The 14,813-nt window shown below is 65.6% G+C and carries 14 protein-coding genes; 11 read left to right on the top strand and 3 right to left on the bottom strand.

Translation table 11 applies throughout. The features are described 5' to 3' along the window. The first annotated feature begins 174 nt into the window (after positions 1–174). The 5 genes from FJ430_RS28185 (at position 175) to FJ430_RS28165 (ending at position 5,919) form a co-directional block, all read left to right on the top strand. On the top strand, positions 175–1,257 hold the full coding sequence (locus FJ430_RS28185; RefSeq protein ID WP_140659552.1) for a sugar ABC transporter substrate-binding protein: 1,083 nt from the start codon (positions 175–177) through the stop codon (positions 1,255–1,257). Positions 1,258–1,324: 67 nt separating this feature from the next. Continuing rightward, positions 1,325–2,161, top strand: a complete 837-nt coding sequence (locus FJ430_RS28180) for an ATP-binding cassette domain-containing protein (RefSeq protein ID WP_140705269.1) — start codon at positions 1,325–1,327, stop codon at positions 2,159–2,161. After that, positions 2,158–3,411, top strand: a complete 1,254-nt coding sequence (locus FJ430_RS28175; RefSeq protein ID WP_140705271.1) for a sugar ABC transporter permease — start codon at positions 2,158–2,160, stop codon at positions 3,409–3,411. The genes FJ430_RS28180 and FJ430_RS28175 overlap by 4 nt, the downstream gene beginning before the upstream one ends. A gap of 24 nt (positions 3,412–3,435) precedes the next feature. Beyond that, a complete protein-coding gene (locus FJ430_RS28170; protein WP_140705273.1) occupies positions 3,436–4,164 on the top strand; it encodes an SDR family oxidoreductase in 729 nt (242 codons plus the stop codon). Between the two features lie 147 nt (positions 4,165–4,311). Continuing rightward, a complete protein-coding gene (locus FJ430_RS28165) occupies positions 4,312–5,919 on the top strand; it encodes an FGGY-family carbohydrate kinase (RefSeq protein ID WP_140705276.1) in 1,608 nt (535 codons plus the stop codon). Between the two features lie 8 nt (positions 5,920–5,927). On the opposite strand, the gene FJ430_RS28160 is transcribed toward FJ430_RS28165, so the two are convergent. Further along, positions 5,928–6,164, bottom strand: coding sequence for a hypothetical protein (locus FJ430_RS28160; RefSeq protein WP_140705278.1), 237 nt, complete (start codon positions 6,162–6,164; stop codon positions 5,928–5,930). Positions 6,165–6,722: 558 nt separating this feature from the next. On the opposite strand from FJ430_RS28160, the gene FJ430_RS28155 reads away from it, so the two are divergent. Further along, on the top strand, positions 6,723–8,492 hold the full coding sequence (locus FJ430_RS28155) for an acyl-CoA dehydrogenase family protein (RefSeq protein ID WP_140705280.1): 1,770 nt from the start codon (positions 6,723–6,725) through the stop codon (positions 8,490–8,492). A gap of 27 nt (positions 8,493–8,519) precedes the next feature. Continuing rightward, on the top strand, positions 8,520–9,272 hold the full coding sequence (locus tag FJ430_RS28150; protein ID WP_140705282.1) for a crotonase/enoyl-CoA hydratase family protein: 753 nt from the start codon (positions 8,520–8,522) through the stop codon (positions 9,270–9,272). 54 nt (positions 9,273–9,326) lie between these two features. Here FJ430_RS28150 and FJ430_RS28145 read toward each other — a convergent pair whose 3' ends face one another. Beyond that, positions 9,327–10,520 carry a phytanoyl-CoA dioxygenase family protein gene (locus tag FJ430_RS28145; RefSeq protein ID WP_140705285.1) on the bottom strand — a complete coding sequence of 398 codons (1,194 nt, stop codon included), beginning with the start codon at positions 10,518–10,520 and terminating at the stop codon, positions 9,327–9,329. Between the two features lie 95 nt (positions 10,521–10,615). Here FJ430_RS28145 and FJ430_RS28140 point away from each other — a divergent pair, with 95 nt between their 5' ends. Next, positions 10,616–11,650, top strand: coding sequence for a LacI family DNA-binding transcriptional regulator (locus FJ430_RS28140; RefSeq protein WP_140705287.1), 1,035 nt, complete (start codon positions 10,616–10,618; stop codon positions 11,648–11,650). A gap of 18 nt (positions 11,651–11,668) precedes the next feature. Here FJ430_RS28140 and pdxH read toward each other — a convergent pair whose 3' ends face one another. Beyond that, on the bottom strand, positions 11,669–12,286 hold the full coding sequence (gene pdxH / locus FJ430_RS28135; protein WP_140705289.1) for a pyridoxamine 5'-phosphate oxidase: 618 nt from the start codon (positions 12,284–12,286) through the stop codon (positions 11,669–11,671). 40 nt (positions 12,287–12,326) lie between these two features. On the opposite strand from pdxH, the gene FJ430_RS28130 reads away from it, so the two are divergent. The 3 genes from FJ430_RS28130 to fabI all read left to right on the top strand — a co-directional run bounded on the left by FJ430_RS28130 (position 12,327) and on the right by fabI (position 14,761). Further along, entirely contained in the window at positions 12,327–12,791 is a 465-nt protein-coding gene (locus FJ430_RS28130) for an RT0821/Lpp0805 family surface protein (RefSeq protein ID WP_140705291.1), read from the top strand. A gap of 116 nt (positions 12,792–12,907) precedes the next feature. Further along, entirely contained in the window at positions 12,908–13,834 is a 927-nt protein-coding gene (locus tag FJ430_RS28125) for a DnaJ C-terminal domain-containing protein (RefSeq protein WP_140705293.1), read from the top strand. Positions 13,835–13,942: 108 nt separating this feature from the next. Beyond that, positions 13,943–14,761: an enoyl-ACP reductase FabI gene (gene fabI / locus FJ430_RS28120; RefSeq protein WP_140647257.1), complete on the top strand. Its 819-nt coding sequence runs from the start codon at positions 13,943–13,945 to the stop codon at positions 14,759–14,761. Positions 14,762–14,813 lie beyond the last annotated feature (52 nt).

Raw genomic sequence — 14,813 nt, 5'->3', positions numbered from 1 at the left:
GTCCCGAGATCCAGCACGTTCAGGAGGATGTTTGCGCGGCTTATGGGGATCGGATCGATCCTTGGCCGCCGCTGATCATACTCCTTCCAACAGTTCGACATGCAGTTAAGGCCTGACGCGCCAGCCATCGCGCAGGTCCTCGTGAAACCATTGCTTGAAAACGGAGACATTCGAATGACCAGATATGCATGGAAATCGCCGTTTGCCTTGAAATCGACAATCGCGGCCGCGTTCGCGCTCTCGCTGCTCGGCACCACGGCGGCATTCGCCGACACGGTCACCGACGCCACGATTGCCTTCCTGATGCCCGACCAGGCATCGACCCGCTACGAGCAGCACGACTATCCGGGCTTCGTCGCCGAGATGAAGAAGCTCTGCCCGGGCTGCAAGGTGATCTACCAGAACGCTGATGCCGATGCGGCGCGCCAGCAGCAGCAGTTCAATTCTGTGATCTCGCAGGGCGCCAAGGCGATCGTCCTCGATCCCGTGGATTCGACCGCCGCCGCCTCGCTGGTGAAGCTCGCCCAGAGCCAGGGCGTCAAGGTCATCGCCTATGACCGGCCGATCCCGACCGCGCCCGCCGATTTCTACGTGTCCTTCAACAATGAAGGCATCGGCAAGGCCATCGCGGATTCGCTGGTCGAGCACCTCAAGGCTCTGAAGGTCGACCCGGCCGGCGGCGGCCTGCTGCAGATCAACGGCTCGCCGACCGACGCCGCCGCCGGCCTGATCAAGAAGGGCATTCACGAGGGCCTCGACAATAGCGGCTATCCGATCCTGGCCGAGTTCGACACGCCGGAATGGGCGCCGCCGAAGGCACAGCAGTGGGCGAGCGGCCAGATCACGCGCTTTGGCGCCAAGATCCTCGGCGTCGTCGCCGCCAATGACGGCACCGGCGGCGGCGCGATCGCGGCCTTCAAGGCGGCCGGCGTCGATCCGGTTCCGCCGGTGACGGGCAACGACGCGACCATCGCCGCCCTGCAGCTGATCATCGCCGGCGACCAGTACAACACCATCTCCAAGCCGAGCGAGATCGTCGCCGCGGCTGCGGCCAACGTTGCCGTCAAGCTGTTGTCGGGCGAGACGCCGAAGGCCGAGATGACGCTTTACGACACGCCCTCGCAGCTCTTCACGCCGGCGGTGGTGACCCAGGAGAACCTCAAGGCCGAGATCATCGACAAGAAGATCAACACGGCCGCCGAGCTCTGCGTCGACCGCTATGCCGAGGGTTGCAAGAAGCTCGGCATCACCAACTGATCATAGGGCATCCGGCCGCCCGTCGGCGGCCGGATGTCCAGGGAACGATTGTCACGAAAGGCGGCGCATGAGTGAGAGTTCCGAAAGATCGGCTTCCGTCGGCGAGCTGGTGCTCAGCCTGCGCGGCATATCGAAGAATTTCGGCGCCGTCTCGGCGCTGACCGATATCGATTTCGACGTCCATGCCGGCGAGGTCGTCGCGCTGGTCGGCGACAACGGCGCCGGAAAGTCGACGCTGGTCAAGATCCTCGCGGGCGTGCATCAGCCGAGCTCGGGAACGATCAATTTCCGCGGCAGGGCAGTGACGCTGCCCGACCCGCGCGCGGCGCTGACGCTCGGCATCGCCACGGTGTTCCAGGATCTCGCGCTCTGCGAGAACCTCGACGTCGTCGCCAACATTTTCCTTGGCAACGAGCTCAGCCCGCTGCGGCTGGACGAGGTGGCGATGGAGATGCACGCCTGGACGCTGCTCAACGAATTGTCGGCGCGCATTCCGAGCGTGCGCGAGGCGGTCGCCTCGCTGTCCGGCGGCCAGCGCCAGACCGTCGCCATCGCGCGCTCCTTGCTGCTCGAACCGAAACTCATCCTGCTCGACGAGCCGACCGCCGCACTTGGCGTCGCCCAGACGGCGGAGGTGCTCAACCTTATCGACCGCGTCCGCGCGCGCGGCCTCGGCGTCGTGATGATCAGCCACAACATGGAGGATGTCCGCGCCGTCGCCGACCGTATCGTGGTGCTCAGGCTGGGGCGCAACAACGGCGTCTTCGAACCGGATGCCTCGAACCAGGACCTGGTGAGCGCCATCACCGGCGCGTCCAACAACGCGGTGTCGCGGCGCGCCGAGCGCCTGCGCATGGAGCGCGATCACAGCGGCAACGCACAGGCTGGGGAGCAGCGCCCATGACGGCAGAGAAAAGCACCTCCGCCCCGCTGGCGCTCGACCGCGCCGATGCGCGCGTGAAGCATGAGGCAGGCCTCAGTGGGGCGGTCCGCGCCTTCCTCGACCGCGTGCGCAGCGGCGATCTCGGCTCGCTGCCGGTCATCGTCGGCCTCGTCGTCATCTGGACCGTGTTCACCAGTCTCAATCCGGTCTTCGTTTCCAGCAGCAACCTGGTCAATCTGCTGTTCGACTGCTCGACGGTCGGCGTCATCGCGCTCGGCATCGTCTGCGTGCTGATGGTCGGCGAGATCGACCTCTCGGTCGGCTCGATCAGCGGCTTCGCTTCAGCGATGGTCGGCACGCTCTGGGTCAACCAGGGCTGGCCGGTCGCGCTGGCGATCCTAGCGGCGCTGGCCTTCGGCGCCCTGATCGGCTCGCTCTATGCCCTTTTGTTCAACCGGCTCGGCATGCCGAGCTTCGTCTCGACGCTCGCCGGCCTGCTCGCGGTGCTGGGCATGCAGCTCTACATCCTCGGCTCCACCGGCTCGATCAACCTGCCCTATGGCTCCGCTTTGGTGGATTTCGGCCAGCTGATGGTGATGCCGAAATGGGTCTCCCACTTGCTGGCGGCGATCCCGGGCTTGGCGATGTTGGTCAGCGGGCTTCGCACCTTCGCGCGCCGCCGCGCGGCAAACCTGTCGACGCCGTCCGCCGCCGGGCTCATCCTGCGCGTCGCCGTCATAACCATCGGCCTCGAGCTGATCGTCGCCTACCTAAACCAGTCGCGCGGCATCCCATGGATGTTCGGCCTGTTCGTCGGCCTCGTCGTGGCGACGAACTATGCGCTCACCCGGACCAAGTGGGGGCGATCGATGACCGCCGTCGGCGGCAACCGCGAGGCGGCGCGGCGCGCCGGCATCAAGGTGCGCGCCATCTATCTCAGCGCCTTCGCGCTGTGCTCGCTTTTCGCCGCGCTGGGCGGCGTGCTGGCCGCCGCGCGGCTCGCTTCCGCCAGCCAGCAGGCCGGCACCGGCGACGTCAACCTGAACGCCATCGCGGCCGCGGTCATCGGCGGAACCAGCCTGTTCGGCGGCCGCGGCAGCGCCTATTCCGCGCTGCTCGGCATCATCGTCATCCAGTCGATCGCCAGCGGGCTGACGCTGCTCGATCTGTCCTCGTCGCTTCGCTACATGATCACCGGTGCCGTTCTGGCCATCGCCGTGATCGTCGACTCCCTCGCGCGCCGTTCCCGTGCTTCGCACGGCCGCGCCTGAACAGTTCAAACGAGAAGGGTACACATGGCTCAAGATCTTTCGGGAAAAGTCGCCGCGGTCACCGGCGCGGCATCGGGCATCGGCCTCGAATGCGCCAGAGCGATGCTTGCCGCCGGCGCCCGCGTCGTGCTGGTCGACCGGGCGGAGGACAGGATGAAGGAGGTCGTCGGCGAGCTCGGCGCCGGCGCGATCCCGCTGGTGGTCGACCTCACCAGCCCGGCCAGCGTGGCGACCATGATGCCCGGTATCCTCGAAAAGACCGGCCAGCTCGACATTTTCCACGCCAATGCCGGCTCCTATGTCGGCGGCGAGATACTCAACGGCGATCCGGATGCCTGGGACCGCATGCTGAACCTCAACATCAACTCGGTGTTCCGCTCGGTGCACGCGGTGCTGCCGCACATGGTCGGGCGCAAGACCGGCGACATCATCGTCACCAGTTCGATCGCGGGTCTTGTGCCTGTCGTCTGGGAGCCGGTCTACACGGCCTCCAAGCATGCCATACAGGCCTTCGTCCACACGCTGCGCCGGCAGGTGGCCAAGCACGGCCTGCGCGTCGGCGCAGTCGCGCCAGGGCCGGTCGTGACGGCGCTGATCAGCGACTGGCCAAAGCAGAAGCTAGAGGACGAGCTGGCGGCCGGTGGCCTGATGCAGCCCACCGAGGTCGCGGACGCCGTCCTGTTCATGCTCACGCGCCCGAGAAACATCACCATTCGCGATCTGGTGATCCTGCCGCAGAGCAACGATCTGTAGGCAGTAGGAATTAGGCAGTAGGGAATAGGGAAAGAGGCCCTTGCGTCCGGCCATTCAACACTGACCATCTCCTACTGCCTACTGCCTACTGCCTACTGCCTACTGCCTACTGCCTACTGCCTACTGCCTAATTTCTGAGGTCCCCAAATGCCTTCCCATTTCCTCGGCATCGATGTCGGCACCGGCAGCGCGCGCGCCGGCGTCTTTGACGAGCGCGGCGAACTCCTCGCCTCCGCCAAGCGCGACATTGCTCTCTTCACCGAGCCCGGCGAGATCGCCGAGCAATCCAGCCGCGACATCTGGCAGGCGGTGTGCGCCAGCGTGCGCGAGGCGGTCGGGAAGGCGGGCGTCGATCCCCGGGAAATCGGCGGCATCGGCTTCGACGCGACCTGTTCCCTGGTGGTGGTCGGCGACGATGGCGAGACCTTGCCGGTCGGCCGTTCGGGAGACAGCGATCGAAACATCATCGTCTGGATGGACCATCGCGCCCTCGACCAGACCAGGCGCATCAACGCCCCGCGGCATCCGGTCCTCGACTATGTCGGCGGCGTCATTTCGCCGGAGATGGAGACTCCGAAGCTTTTGTGGCTCAAGGAGAACCTGCCCGATACCTTTGCGAAAGCGCGGCATTTCTTCGACCTTGCCGATTACATGACCTGGCGCGCCACGGGCAGCCTTGCCCGCTCGGTCTGCACGCTGGCCTGCAAATGGACCTATCTCGGCCATGAGCGGCGCTGGGACGACAGTTATTTCCATGCCGTCGGGCTCGGCGAGCTTGCCGACGAGGGCTTTGCCCGCATCGGCACCGAAGTGGTCGATCCCGGCACGGCGGTGGGTGGCGGCCTGACGCAGGCGGCCGCGGCCGAACTGGGACTGGTTGCGGGCACAATCGTGGCCGCCGGGCTGATCGATGCCCATGCCGGTGGTGTCGGCACGGTGGGCGCTGCCGGCGATGCCGGTACCATCGCCTCACGCATGGCCTATGTGCTCGGCACCTCGGCCTGCACCATGGCAAGCAGCGAAGGTCCGGCCTTCGTGCCGGGCGTATGGGGACCCTATTATTCCGCCATGGTGCCGGGATTCTGGCTGAGCGAGGGCGGTCAGTCGGCGGCCGGCGCGGCGATCGATCTCCTGGTGCGTTTCCATCCGGCCGCAGCGGAGGCTTCCGCGCGTGCCGTTGCCGAAGGCAAATCGCTGGTCGATTGGCTGGCCGCTGCCGCCACGGCGGCTTCGCCCGACCTGTCGGCTGCCGCCACGCTCGCGGGAAGCATCCATGTCGTACCCGAATTCCTCGGCAATCGTTCGCCCTTGGCCGATCCGGATGCGCGCGGCCTGATCGCCGGGCTCGGCACCGACCGTTCCGTCGAAAGTCTCGTCGGCCTTTATGTCGCCGGGGTTTGCGGCCTCGGCTATGGCGTGCGTCAGATCGTGGCGGCGATGGCCTCATCCGGTCTTGCCGTCGACACCATCGTCATCAGCGGTGGCGCCGGGCAGTCGCCGCTTGTGCGCCAGCTGCTTGCCGACGCTGCCGGCTTGCCGGTCGCCGCCTCGCAGTCGCCCGAGCCGGTGCTGCTGGGTGCCGCGATGCTCGGAGCGGTGGCATCCGGCCGGTATGCGGACCTTTCGACCGCCATGCCTGCCATGTCCCGGCTTGGTGATGTTTTCAGGCCGGCGGCCGACGCCATGCGGACGTGGCACGATCGCCGCTACGCGGCCTTTCTGGCGCTGCAGGCGGTGGGCCGCAGCATACGCTGAGGAATCGATCAGCGCCTAAACAGCGACGGGACTTCGAACGGATCGGGCGCCGGCTCCTGCGGCAGCGTGCCTTCCGCCTTGCGCTTCTTGTGATGCGCGAGCGAGCATTGCGGCGAGCACAATATGCCGCGATCGGTCCAGTAGGCGGGGCCTTCCTCGATCATGCCGTGATAGTACGAGAACCCGGGCGCCCGGTAAGGCAGGCCGCATTCGATGCAGCGATAGGCGTCGGGTCTGGCAAGCATGGATGGTTGTCCGGTTCGCTTTGGTCTGCAATCGCCGATAATACCAGCCGGATGCAGTTCGTCGTAGAAATTTTCAGCGGCAATTGCAGCCTTGAAAATTGGCCTTGGCCGTCGCGATTTCGTCATTCTATGGCGAAGCAAGGAGCGAAGCGACGGGGCGCAGATCATAGAATCCATTCCGTGACATTGAGGCGTTTCTACGGTCCAGAATTCTGCTCCGCTGCATCCCTCGCGCGAGGTCACGGAATGGATCCTCGGGTCTGCGCGCGTCGCTTCGCTCCTTGCTCTGCCCGTGGATGACGAAGTTCGGGCGCTTCGGCTAATCTCTGAGGTCCGCGATCCGCTTCGTTGGGCAAAAGTGTCCATCACGTTCGTGATTAGCCGGAACGCTCGTCAGGTTGTCATTCTATGGCGTCGCTCGCTCGTGGTTGACGAAGTCCACCCTTGCAAAATCCGCGTGACAAAGTTTGACGTTTACGTAAAAAGAAGGTGCGAGATCGACGGATGGTTTCGCTTCGGCCATGCACTAGGATTGGCTGGAACGCAGGAGGAACAGATATGTATCGCGCGCCGGTCGAGGACATCGCCTTCACGCTGAAGCAGGTGGCCGGGCTGAAGCCGGCACTGGATGCCGGCACCTTCGGCGATCTTGGCGAGGACTTGGTCGATGCGATCCTGGCCGAGGCCGGGCGCTTCGCCAGCGAGGAGGTCGCTCCCCTCTACAAGATCGGCGACGAGCATGGCGCGGTGCTGAAGGACACCGCCGTCACCACGCCGCCCGGCTGGAAGGAACTCTACCGGCGCTGGATCGACGGCGGCTGGAACGCGCTGTCCGGGCCGGAAGAATTCGGCGGCCAGGGCCTGCCGACGATGCTCGGCGTCGCCGCGCTCGAAATGTGGAATTCCGGCGCCATGGCCTTCGGCATCGGCCCGACGCTCACCATGGGCGCGGTCGAGGCGCTCGACAAGCACGCTTCGCAGGAACTCAAGGCCAAATACCTCGCAAAACTCGTCTCCGGCGAGTGGATGGGCACGATGAACCTGACCGAGCCGCAGGCGGGCTCGGATCTCGCGGCCTTGCGCAGCCGTGCCGAGTCGGTCGGCGACGGCACCTACCGCATCTTCGGCCAGAAGATCTTCATCACCTATGGCGAGCACGATTTCACCGACAACATCGTGCATCTGGTGCTGGCCAGGTTGCCCGACGCGCCGGCCGGAACGCGCGGCATATCGCTGTTTTTGGTGCCGAAGTTCGTCGTCAACGACGACGGCTCGCTCGGCGCCCGCAACGACGTCTTCTGTTCCGGCCTCGAGCATAAGCTAGGCATCCATGCCTCGCCGACCTGCACCATGATCTATGGCGACGGTTTCCAGGGTGCCAAGCCCGGCGCCATCGGCTGGCTGATCGGCGAGGAGAACAAGGGCCTGGCCTGCATGTTCACGATGATGAACAACGCCCGCCTTGCCGTCGGCATGCAGGGCGTGGCGGTGGCCGAGACCGCCACGCAGAAGGCGATCGCCTATGCCAATGAGCGCCGCCAGGGCAAGGCCTCGAACTATTCCGGCTCCGGCATGGCGCCGATCGTCCATCATCCCGATGTGCAGCGCAGTTTGCTCACCATGCGGGCGCTGACCCAGATCGCCCGCTCGATCAGCTATTCCTGCGCGCATGCCATCGACCGAGCGCGCGTCGGCGAGGGCGAGGCCGCCGCCAATTGGCGCGACCGCGCCAACCTGCTGACGCCGCTTGCCAAAGCCTTCTCGACCGATGTCGGCGTCGAGGTCGCCTCGCTTGGCGTCCAGGTGCATGGCGGCATGGGCTTCATCGAGGAGACGGGTGCCGCGGCGCTTTATCGCGACGCCCGCATCGCGCCGATCTATGAAGGCACCAACGGCATCCAGGCGATCGATCTTGTGGCGCGAAAGCTGCCGCTCGGCGGCGGTGAGCACGTCCATTCTTACATCGGCGAATTGAAAGCGGTGGCCGACGCCGTGCGCACCTCCAACATCGATGGTTTCGGCCGCACCGCAGACAATCTCGACCGTGCGCTTGCCGATCTCGACGAAGCGACCCGCTTCTTGCAGAAACTGCTTGCCGGCGGCAAGGCGGACGCCGCCATGGCCGGCGCCACGCCCTATCTGCGCCTGATCTCGCTCGCCGCCGGCGGCGCCTATCTGGCGCAAGGCGGGTTGGCCGACCGTGGCCGCATCGCGCTCTGCCGCTTCTTCGCCGAAAACCTGCTTGGCGAGACGCGCGCGCTGAAGGAGCGCGTCATCGACGGCGCCGAAAGCCTCGCTGCAGCCGGCAAGGCGCTAATCTCCGCCTGAATAGCCCGATACTCGAAGGAACCGATAGTGACCGACCATATTCTCGTCGAGCGCCAGGGCGCCGTGCAGATCATCCGCATCAACCGCCCGGACAAGAAGAACGCGCTGACGCGCGCCATGTATGCGAAGATGTCGACCGCGCTTGCCGAAGGCGATGCCGATCCGGCGGTCCGCGTGCATGTGTTCCTCGGCGTTCCGGGCGCCTTTTCCGCCGGCAACGACCTCGCCGATTTCCTGGTCATCGCCACTGGCGGCGAGGGCGGCAACGAGGTCTGGGATTTCCTGATGGCGCTGGCCAAGGCCGAGAAGCCGATGGTGTCGGGCGTCGACGGCATTGCGGTGGGCATCGGCACCACGCTCAACCTGCATTGCGATCTGACCTTCGCTACGCCGCGCACGCTGTTCCGCACGCCCTTCGTCGATCTCGGCCTTGTGCCTGAGGCCGGCTCCAGCCTGATCGCGCCACAACTCCTCGGCCGGCAGGGCGCCTTCGCGCTGCTCGGCCTCGGCGAAGGCTTTTCGGCCGAGCGCGCCAAGGCGGCCGGTCTGATCTACGACGTCGTCGCGGAAGACGCGCTGGAAGGCGCGGTGCTGGCCGCCGCCGGCGACATCGCCGCCAAGCCGCCGCAGGCGCTGAAGATCGCGCGCGACCTGATGCGCGAGCCGCGCGAGGAATTGATCGCCCGCATCAAGGTCGAGAGCGAGCATTTCCGCGAGCGGCTGACATCCGAGGAGGCGCGCGCCGCGCTGACTGCCTTCATGACCCGCAAGAAGGGATAGGCGCGAAGCCCATCCGGAAAGGGGCGCCCTCTGTGGCGGACGCCCGCGGACTTGTCACGTTAGCTTCTTGGCCGCCTGTTCGTCCAGCGCCTTGCCGAAAGCCTCCGGTGTCCAGCCGGCCTCGAGCGCGCGGTGAAGCAGCGCCTGCTGCGTTTCCGGCGCCAGCCCGCCGATCGGCGGATCGCGATCGAGATTGGTCGGGAAGGAATAGCCCTCCGCCGTCGAGGCGATGGCGTTGGCGGCCGCTGCCTTCGAGATCGCGCCTTCTGCCAGCATCGTCTGGATCGCGGGATAGAGCGCGCGGCTCATCCTGGTGCGGTCCACGCTCTCCATCGCGCGGCCGTAACCCGAAGACACCTGGAGCAGATTGGCCATGCGCCGGATGTCGGCGGAGCGGTTGTTGCCGGCGGCATGGAACAGCGCCGGGTTGAAGAAAGCGGCATCGCCCTTTTCCAACGCAAGCTGCACGTGATGCTCGGCGAAATACGCCTTGAACTCCGGCAGGCCGGTGGCGAGATATCCGGGCAGATAGGCCTGCGAGTACGGGAGGTAGAGCGTCGGGCCGCTCTCCAGCGGCATATCGCAATGGGCGACGGCCCCCTGCAGCGTCAGCACCGGCGAGATGGAGTGCACATGCACCGGATAGCGCTCGATCACTTCGGGGGTCTGGAAGCCCAGATGATAGTCTCGATGCGCCGATTGCGCGGCGCCTCCGGGATTAACGCAGTTGATCTGCGAGGTCATCTGATAGGCCGGCCCGAGCCAGGCTTCCGAGATCAATGCGATGATGTCGTTGCCGTAATAGGCGGCGAAGGCTTGCGGATCGCGCAGGCAGAATTTCTCCAGCGCATTCCAGATGCGATCATTGGCGCCCGGCTTGGCGAAATGGTCGCCGCCGCCGGTCCCGATGGCGTGCTGCTCGGCGATCATCTCGTTGAAAAGCCTGGTCGCCCTATTGATCGGCGCCGTGTCGGCGAACGCTTTCTTGAAGGCCACGACGCCAGGCCCGCTGGTCATCGCCTCGACCCACTCCGCCAGCAGCGCCTTGCGTGTCTCGGGCTCGGCCGCCGCCTTGCGGACAGCATCGCCGTCATAGACGAGCACGTTCTTTTCGACGCCGGCGGCGAAGGGGTAGTCGGCGAGCTTGGTCGCTTGCTCGACGATCGCCCGGAAGCCTTCGATGTCGCACTGGTCCTTGGTCAGCCAGACCCGTTCGGACCTGGCCTTGGCTGGGTTGTCGGCCTTCATGACGTATCCTCCTGTTGCGATCCCGGTTGTCGTTGCCGTATACCGCAATCTGCGGCGCCGGTTGCCTCCAAAACACCTCAAAAACACCTCAGAAGATGTCTCGCCCCTTTCTCGTCAAGGATATCGCTCTCCAGGCCGGGCTCAGCCTGGCGACGGTCGACCGCGTCCTCAACGAGAGGCCGGGCGTGCGCGAGCACACCGTACGGCGGGTCAGGCAGGCTATCGGCGAGCTTGAAAAGCAGCGCGCCCAGATCGGCCTTTCCGGCCGCAAGCTTGTCCTCGACGTCGTCATGGAAGCGCCGTCGCGCTTCAGCGAGGCGGTGCGGCAGGGGCTGGAGCAGGCGATGCCGTCGCTGCAGCCGGTGATCTTTCGCGCGCGCTACCATGTCGCCGAGACGCGCGGCGTCGGCGACACGGTCGCGATCATCGAGGCCTTGCGGCGGCGCGGCAGCAACGGCGTGTTCCTCAAGGCGCCCGATGTCGCGGAGGTGAGGGGCGCGACGGCCGGGCTGGTCACCGCCGGCATCCCCGTCGTCACGCTGGTAACGGATCTTCCCGACACGGGTCGGCAGGCCTATGTCGGCATGGACAACCGGGCGGCCGGCGAGACCGCGGCCTATCTTCTCGGCGAGTGGCTTGGCGGCGGACCGGCGCGCATCCTCGTCACCATCAGCAGCAACCGGTTTCGCGGCGAGGAGGAGCGCGAGATAGGCTTCCGGCAAGCGCTTCGCGAGCGCTATCCGGCGCTCGGCATCATCGAGGTCAGCGAGGGCCATGGCCTCGACCGCAACACCGGCATGCTCGCGCTCGCGGCCTTGCGGGCTAACCCCGACATTGCCGGCGTCTATTCGATCGGCGGCGGCAACCGTGCCATCGTCGAAGCCTTCGCCGCGCTCGGCCGCACGTGCCGCGCCTTTGTCGGCCATGACCTCGACGCCGACAATCTCGCGCTCCTACGCGCCGGACGTGTCAGCGCCGTGCTGCATCACGATCTCGGCCACGACATGCGAAACGCCTGCCTGCATGTCATGCGCGCGCATGGTTTGCTGCCGAAATCGCCGGTCTCGGGCATGGCCAACATCCAGATCATCACGCCCTTCAATGTGCCGCAGGCGGCTGGCAACACATAGGGGCAATGCCACAGTGCTTCAGGGATAAAGCCTGACCTTGTCCCAACCGCCTTGCGCGTTGCGCGAAAAGACGACCCGGTCATGCAGGCGGAACGGGCGGTCGTGCCAGAACTCGATCGTTTGCGGCAGGATGCGGAAGCCCGACCAGTGTTTCGGCCGCGGGATCTCGCCGATGGCGTAGCGCGCCGTGTATTCGGCCACCGCCTTCTCCAGCGCGAAGCGGCCCTCCAGCGGCCGCGACTGTTTCGAGGCCCAGGCGCCGATGCGGCTGCCGCGCGGCCTGGTCGCATAATAGGCGTCGGCCTCGGCGTCGCTGACGATCTCCACCCGCCCGCGTATACGCACCTGGCGGCGCAGCGATTTCCAGTGGAAGCACATCGCCGCCTTCATGCTGCCAAGAATCTCGCGGCCCTTGGCGCTCTCGAAATTCGTGTAGAAGACAAACCCCTTTTCGTCGAACCCCTTGAGCAGCACCATCCGCACATCCGGCATGCCGTCGGCATCGACGGTTGCCAGGGCGACGCCGTTGGCGTCGTTGATCTCGCTTTTGGTTGCGTCCTCCAGCCATGCGGCAAAGAGCCGGAACGGCTCCGCAGCCTCTGTGAAGTCACTGCTTGTTAACTCGGTTTCGTTCATAGTTTTCCAAATTTTTAATATTGCGGGAGGAGTTCGCCGATTGTCGCGTATCGCGCAAGCTTTTGACAGCGGGCAATGGAGCGTTATCGCTTCGGCCAGTGCCAAGGCTGCGCTGTTGACGTTGGCGCTTCCTCTTGCCGCCTGCGGCGCCGGCGGGTTCAGCCTGGAAAAGGCGGAGGTCGATCGCTCGATCATCACCTCCAGCGCGCCGTCCTCGCCCGCGGCTCCTGCGGCGGCCGACAAGGACTCCGACCAGACCACCATCGGCAACGCCGTTTCCTCCGCCGACATCAAGGAACTGGGCGGCCAGTCCGTGCCATGGGCCAATGCCGACACCGGCTCGCGCGGCGCCATCACCGAATTGCTGGAACTGAAGGATGGCGGCCTGACCTGTCGCCGTTTCAGCGCCACGCGCGAGAGTTTCGACGGCGTTGCCCTCTACAAGGGCGAACTGTGCCTGGCCGGCGCCGGCGGCTGGCGCATGCAGGAGTTCAAGGCGCTCTGATTTTCGGGCGCTCTGATTTTCGGGCGCCAATTCCCCTTGCGGCACTGGAATTTCTTCCTATGCGAGCGCATATAGGGGGCGACCCGTGAATTCAATCTCTCTTGCAGGCAGGAAGCATGCGCGACCCCTATGAGGTGCTGGGCGTTGCCAAGAACGCATCGGCCAAGGACATAAAATCGGCTTATCGCAAGCTCGCCAAGAAGCATCATCCGGACCAGAATCCGAATGATCCCAAGGCGAAGGACCGTTTTGCGGCCGCCAACCAGGCTTACGAGATCGTCGGCGACGAGAAGACGCGCGCCGCCTACGATCGCGGCGAGATCGACGCCGACGGCAAGCCGAAATTCCAGGGTTTTGAAGGCGCGGCCGGCGGCGACCCGTTCGCCGGTTTCCGCCGTCAGCAGGGCCCGGGCGGCGCGCATTTCGAATTCCGCACCGGGCGCCCGGGCGGCGATCCGTTCGACGGCAACAGCGACATCTTCAGCCAGATATTCGGCGATGCCTTTTCCGGCGCCCGCGGCGCCGGCCGGGGCGATCGCCGCCAGCCGGTCCAGGCGGCCGACCTCAACGTCACCATGGACATCAGCATCGAGGAGGCAGCCAGCGCCGATAAGGTGACGGCGATGTTTCCGGACGGCCGCAAGGTGGCGGTCAAGCTGCCAGCCTATGTCGAGGACGGCCAGACGATTCGTCTGAAGGGCCAGGGCGAGCAGGGCCCGGGCCAGCCGGGCGACGCGCTGGTCAAGATCCACATCCGCCGCCACGCCCGCTACCGCATCGAAGGGCGCGACCTGCATGTCGATCTGCCTGTCGATCTGGCCGACGCCGTGCTCGGCGCCAAGGTGGCGGTCGAGACGCCGACCGGCAAGCTCGCGGTCAACGTTCCGGCATGGTCGAGTTCCGACAAGGTGCTGCGCCTCAAGGGCAGGGGCCTGCCGGAAAAGGCCGGCGGCCATGGCGATCTTTATGCCCATGTGCGGCTGATGCTGCCGGAAGGCGGCGATGCCGAGCTTGAGGCCCTTATGCGCCGTCAAAAAGGCTGATCGGCGGAATTTTGTTCCTGTTGCAGTGTCTTTTGGGCGCTTGAAGGGGCCTTGTGCCTGTGCGATAGGGCTCTCCACAAAGCAGATATTCTTGCGGAGAGCTTGCACATGGCAGGTGGACAGGGCCTGATGGCCGGTAAGCGGGGCCTTATCCTGGGCGTCGCCAACAATCGGTCGATCGCTTTCGGCATCGCCAAGGCGTGCGTCGATCATGGCGCCGAGATTGCGCTGACCTATCAGGGCGAGGCCTTCAAGAAGCGCGTCGAGCCGCTCGCGGCCGAGCTCAACGCGCATGTCGCGGGCCATTGCGACGTGACCGACCCGGAAAGCCTTGACGCCGTCTTTGCCGACATCGCCGGGCATTGGGGCAAGCTCGACTTCCTCGTCCATGCCATCGCCTTCTCCGACAAGGACGAGCTGACCGGCCGCTATGTCGAGACGACGCGCGACAATTTCCTGCGCACCATGGACATTTCGGTCTATTCCTTCACCACCATCGCCAAGCGCGCCGAGCCGCTGATGACCGATGGCGGTTCGCTGCTGACGCTGACCTATTACGGCGCCGAGAAGGTGATGCCGCACTACAACGTCATGGGCGTCGCCAAGGCGGCGCTCGAAGCGAGCGTACGCTATCTAGCCGTCGACCTCGGCGCCAAGAAGATCCGCGTCAACGCGATCTCGGCCGGTCCGATCAAGACGCTGGCCGCCTCCGGCATCGGCGACTTCCGCTATATCCTGAAGTGGAACGAGTACAATTCGCCGCTCAAGCAGACGGTGACGCAGGAAGAGGTCGGCGATTCCGGCGTCTACTTCCTGTCGGATCTGTCGCGCGGCGTGACCGGCGAGGTCCATCATGTCGATTCCGGCTACCATGTCGTCGGCATGAAGGCGGTCGACGCGCCGGATATCTCGACCGTCAAGGACTGATCGCCTCCGCTTATCATCCGTCCAGGCCCTGGCCCGACCTACGGAAGACCTG

This window comes from Mesorhizobium sp. B2-8-5 (genome assembly GCF_006440675.2).
Lineage (GTDB): Bacteria > Pseudomonadota > Alphaproteobacteria > Rhizobiales > Rhizobiaceae > Mesorhizobium.
This window is presented reverse-complemented; position numbering and strand designations above follow the sequence as displayed.

Excerpts from the sequence above, each read along its gene's own strand:
- FJ430_RS28175 (WP_140705271.1), top strand. The coding sequence starts at position 2,158 with ATGACGGCAGAGAAAAGCACCTCCGCCCCGCTGGCGCTCGACCGCGCC.
- FJ430_RS28160 (WP_140705278.1), bottom strand. The coding sequence starts at position 6,164 with ATGCTTGCCAGACCCGACGCCTATCGCTGCATCGAATGCGGCCTGCCT.
- FJ430_RS28125 (WP_140705293.1), top strand. The coding sequence starts at position 12,908 with ATGCGCGACCCCTATGAGGTGCTGGGCGTTGCCAAGAACGCATCGGCC.
- FJ430_RS28140 (WP_140705287.1), top strand. The coding sequence starts at position 10,616 with ATGTCTCGCCCCTTTCTCGTCAAGGATATCGCTCTCCAGGCCGGGCTC.
- FJ430_RS28165 (WP_140705276.1), top strand. The coding sequence starts at position 4,312 with ATGCCTTCCCATTTCCTCGGCATCGATGTCGGCACCGGCAGCGCGCGC.
- FJ430_RS28185 (WP_140659552.1), top strand. The coding sequence starts at position 175 with ATGACCAGATATGCATGGAAATCGCCGTTTGCCTTGAAATCGACAATC.
- pdxH (WP_140705289.1), bottom strand. The coding sequence starts at position 12,286 with ATGAACGAAACCGAGTTAACAAGCAGTGACTTCACAGAGGCTGCGGAG.
- FJ430_RS28155 (WP_140705280.1), top strand. The coding sequence starts at position 6,723 with ATGTATCGCGCGCCGGTCGAGGACATCGCCTTCACGCTGAAGCAGGTG.
- FJ430_RS28145 (WP_140705285.1), bottom strand. The coding sequence starts at position 10,520 with ATGAAGGCCGACAACCCAGCCAAGGCCAGGTCCGAACGGGTCTGGCTG.
- FJ430_RS28170 (WP_140705273.1), top strand. The coding sequence starts at position 3,436 with ATGGCTCAAGATCTTTCGGGAAAAGTCGCCGCGGTCACCGGCGCGGCA.
- fabI (WP_140647257.1), top strand. The coding sequence starts at position 13,943 with ATGGCAGGTGGACAGGGCCTGATGGCCGGTAAGCGGGGCCTTATCCTG.
- FJ430_RS28180 (WP_140705269.1), top strand. The coding sequence starts at position 1,325 with ATGAGTGAGAGTTCCGAAAGATCGGCTTCCGTCGGCGAGCTGGTGCTC.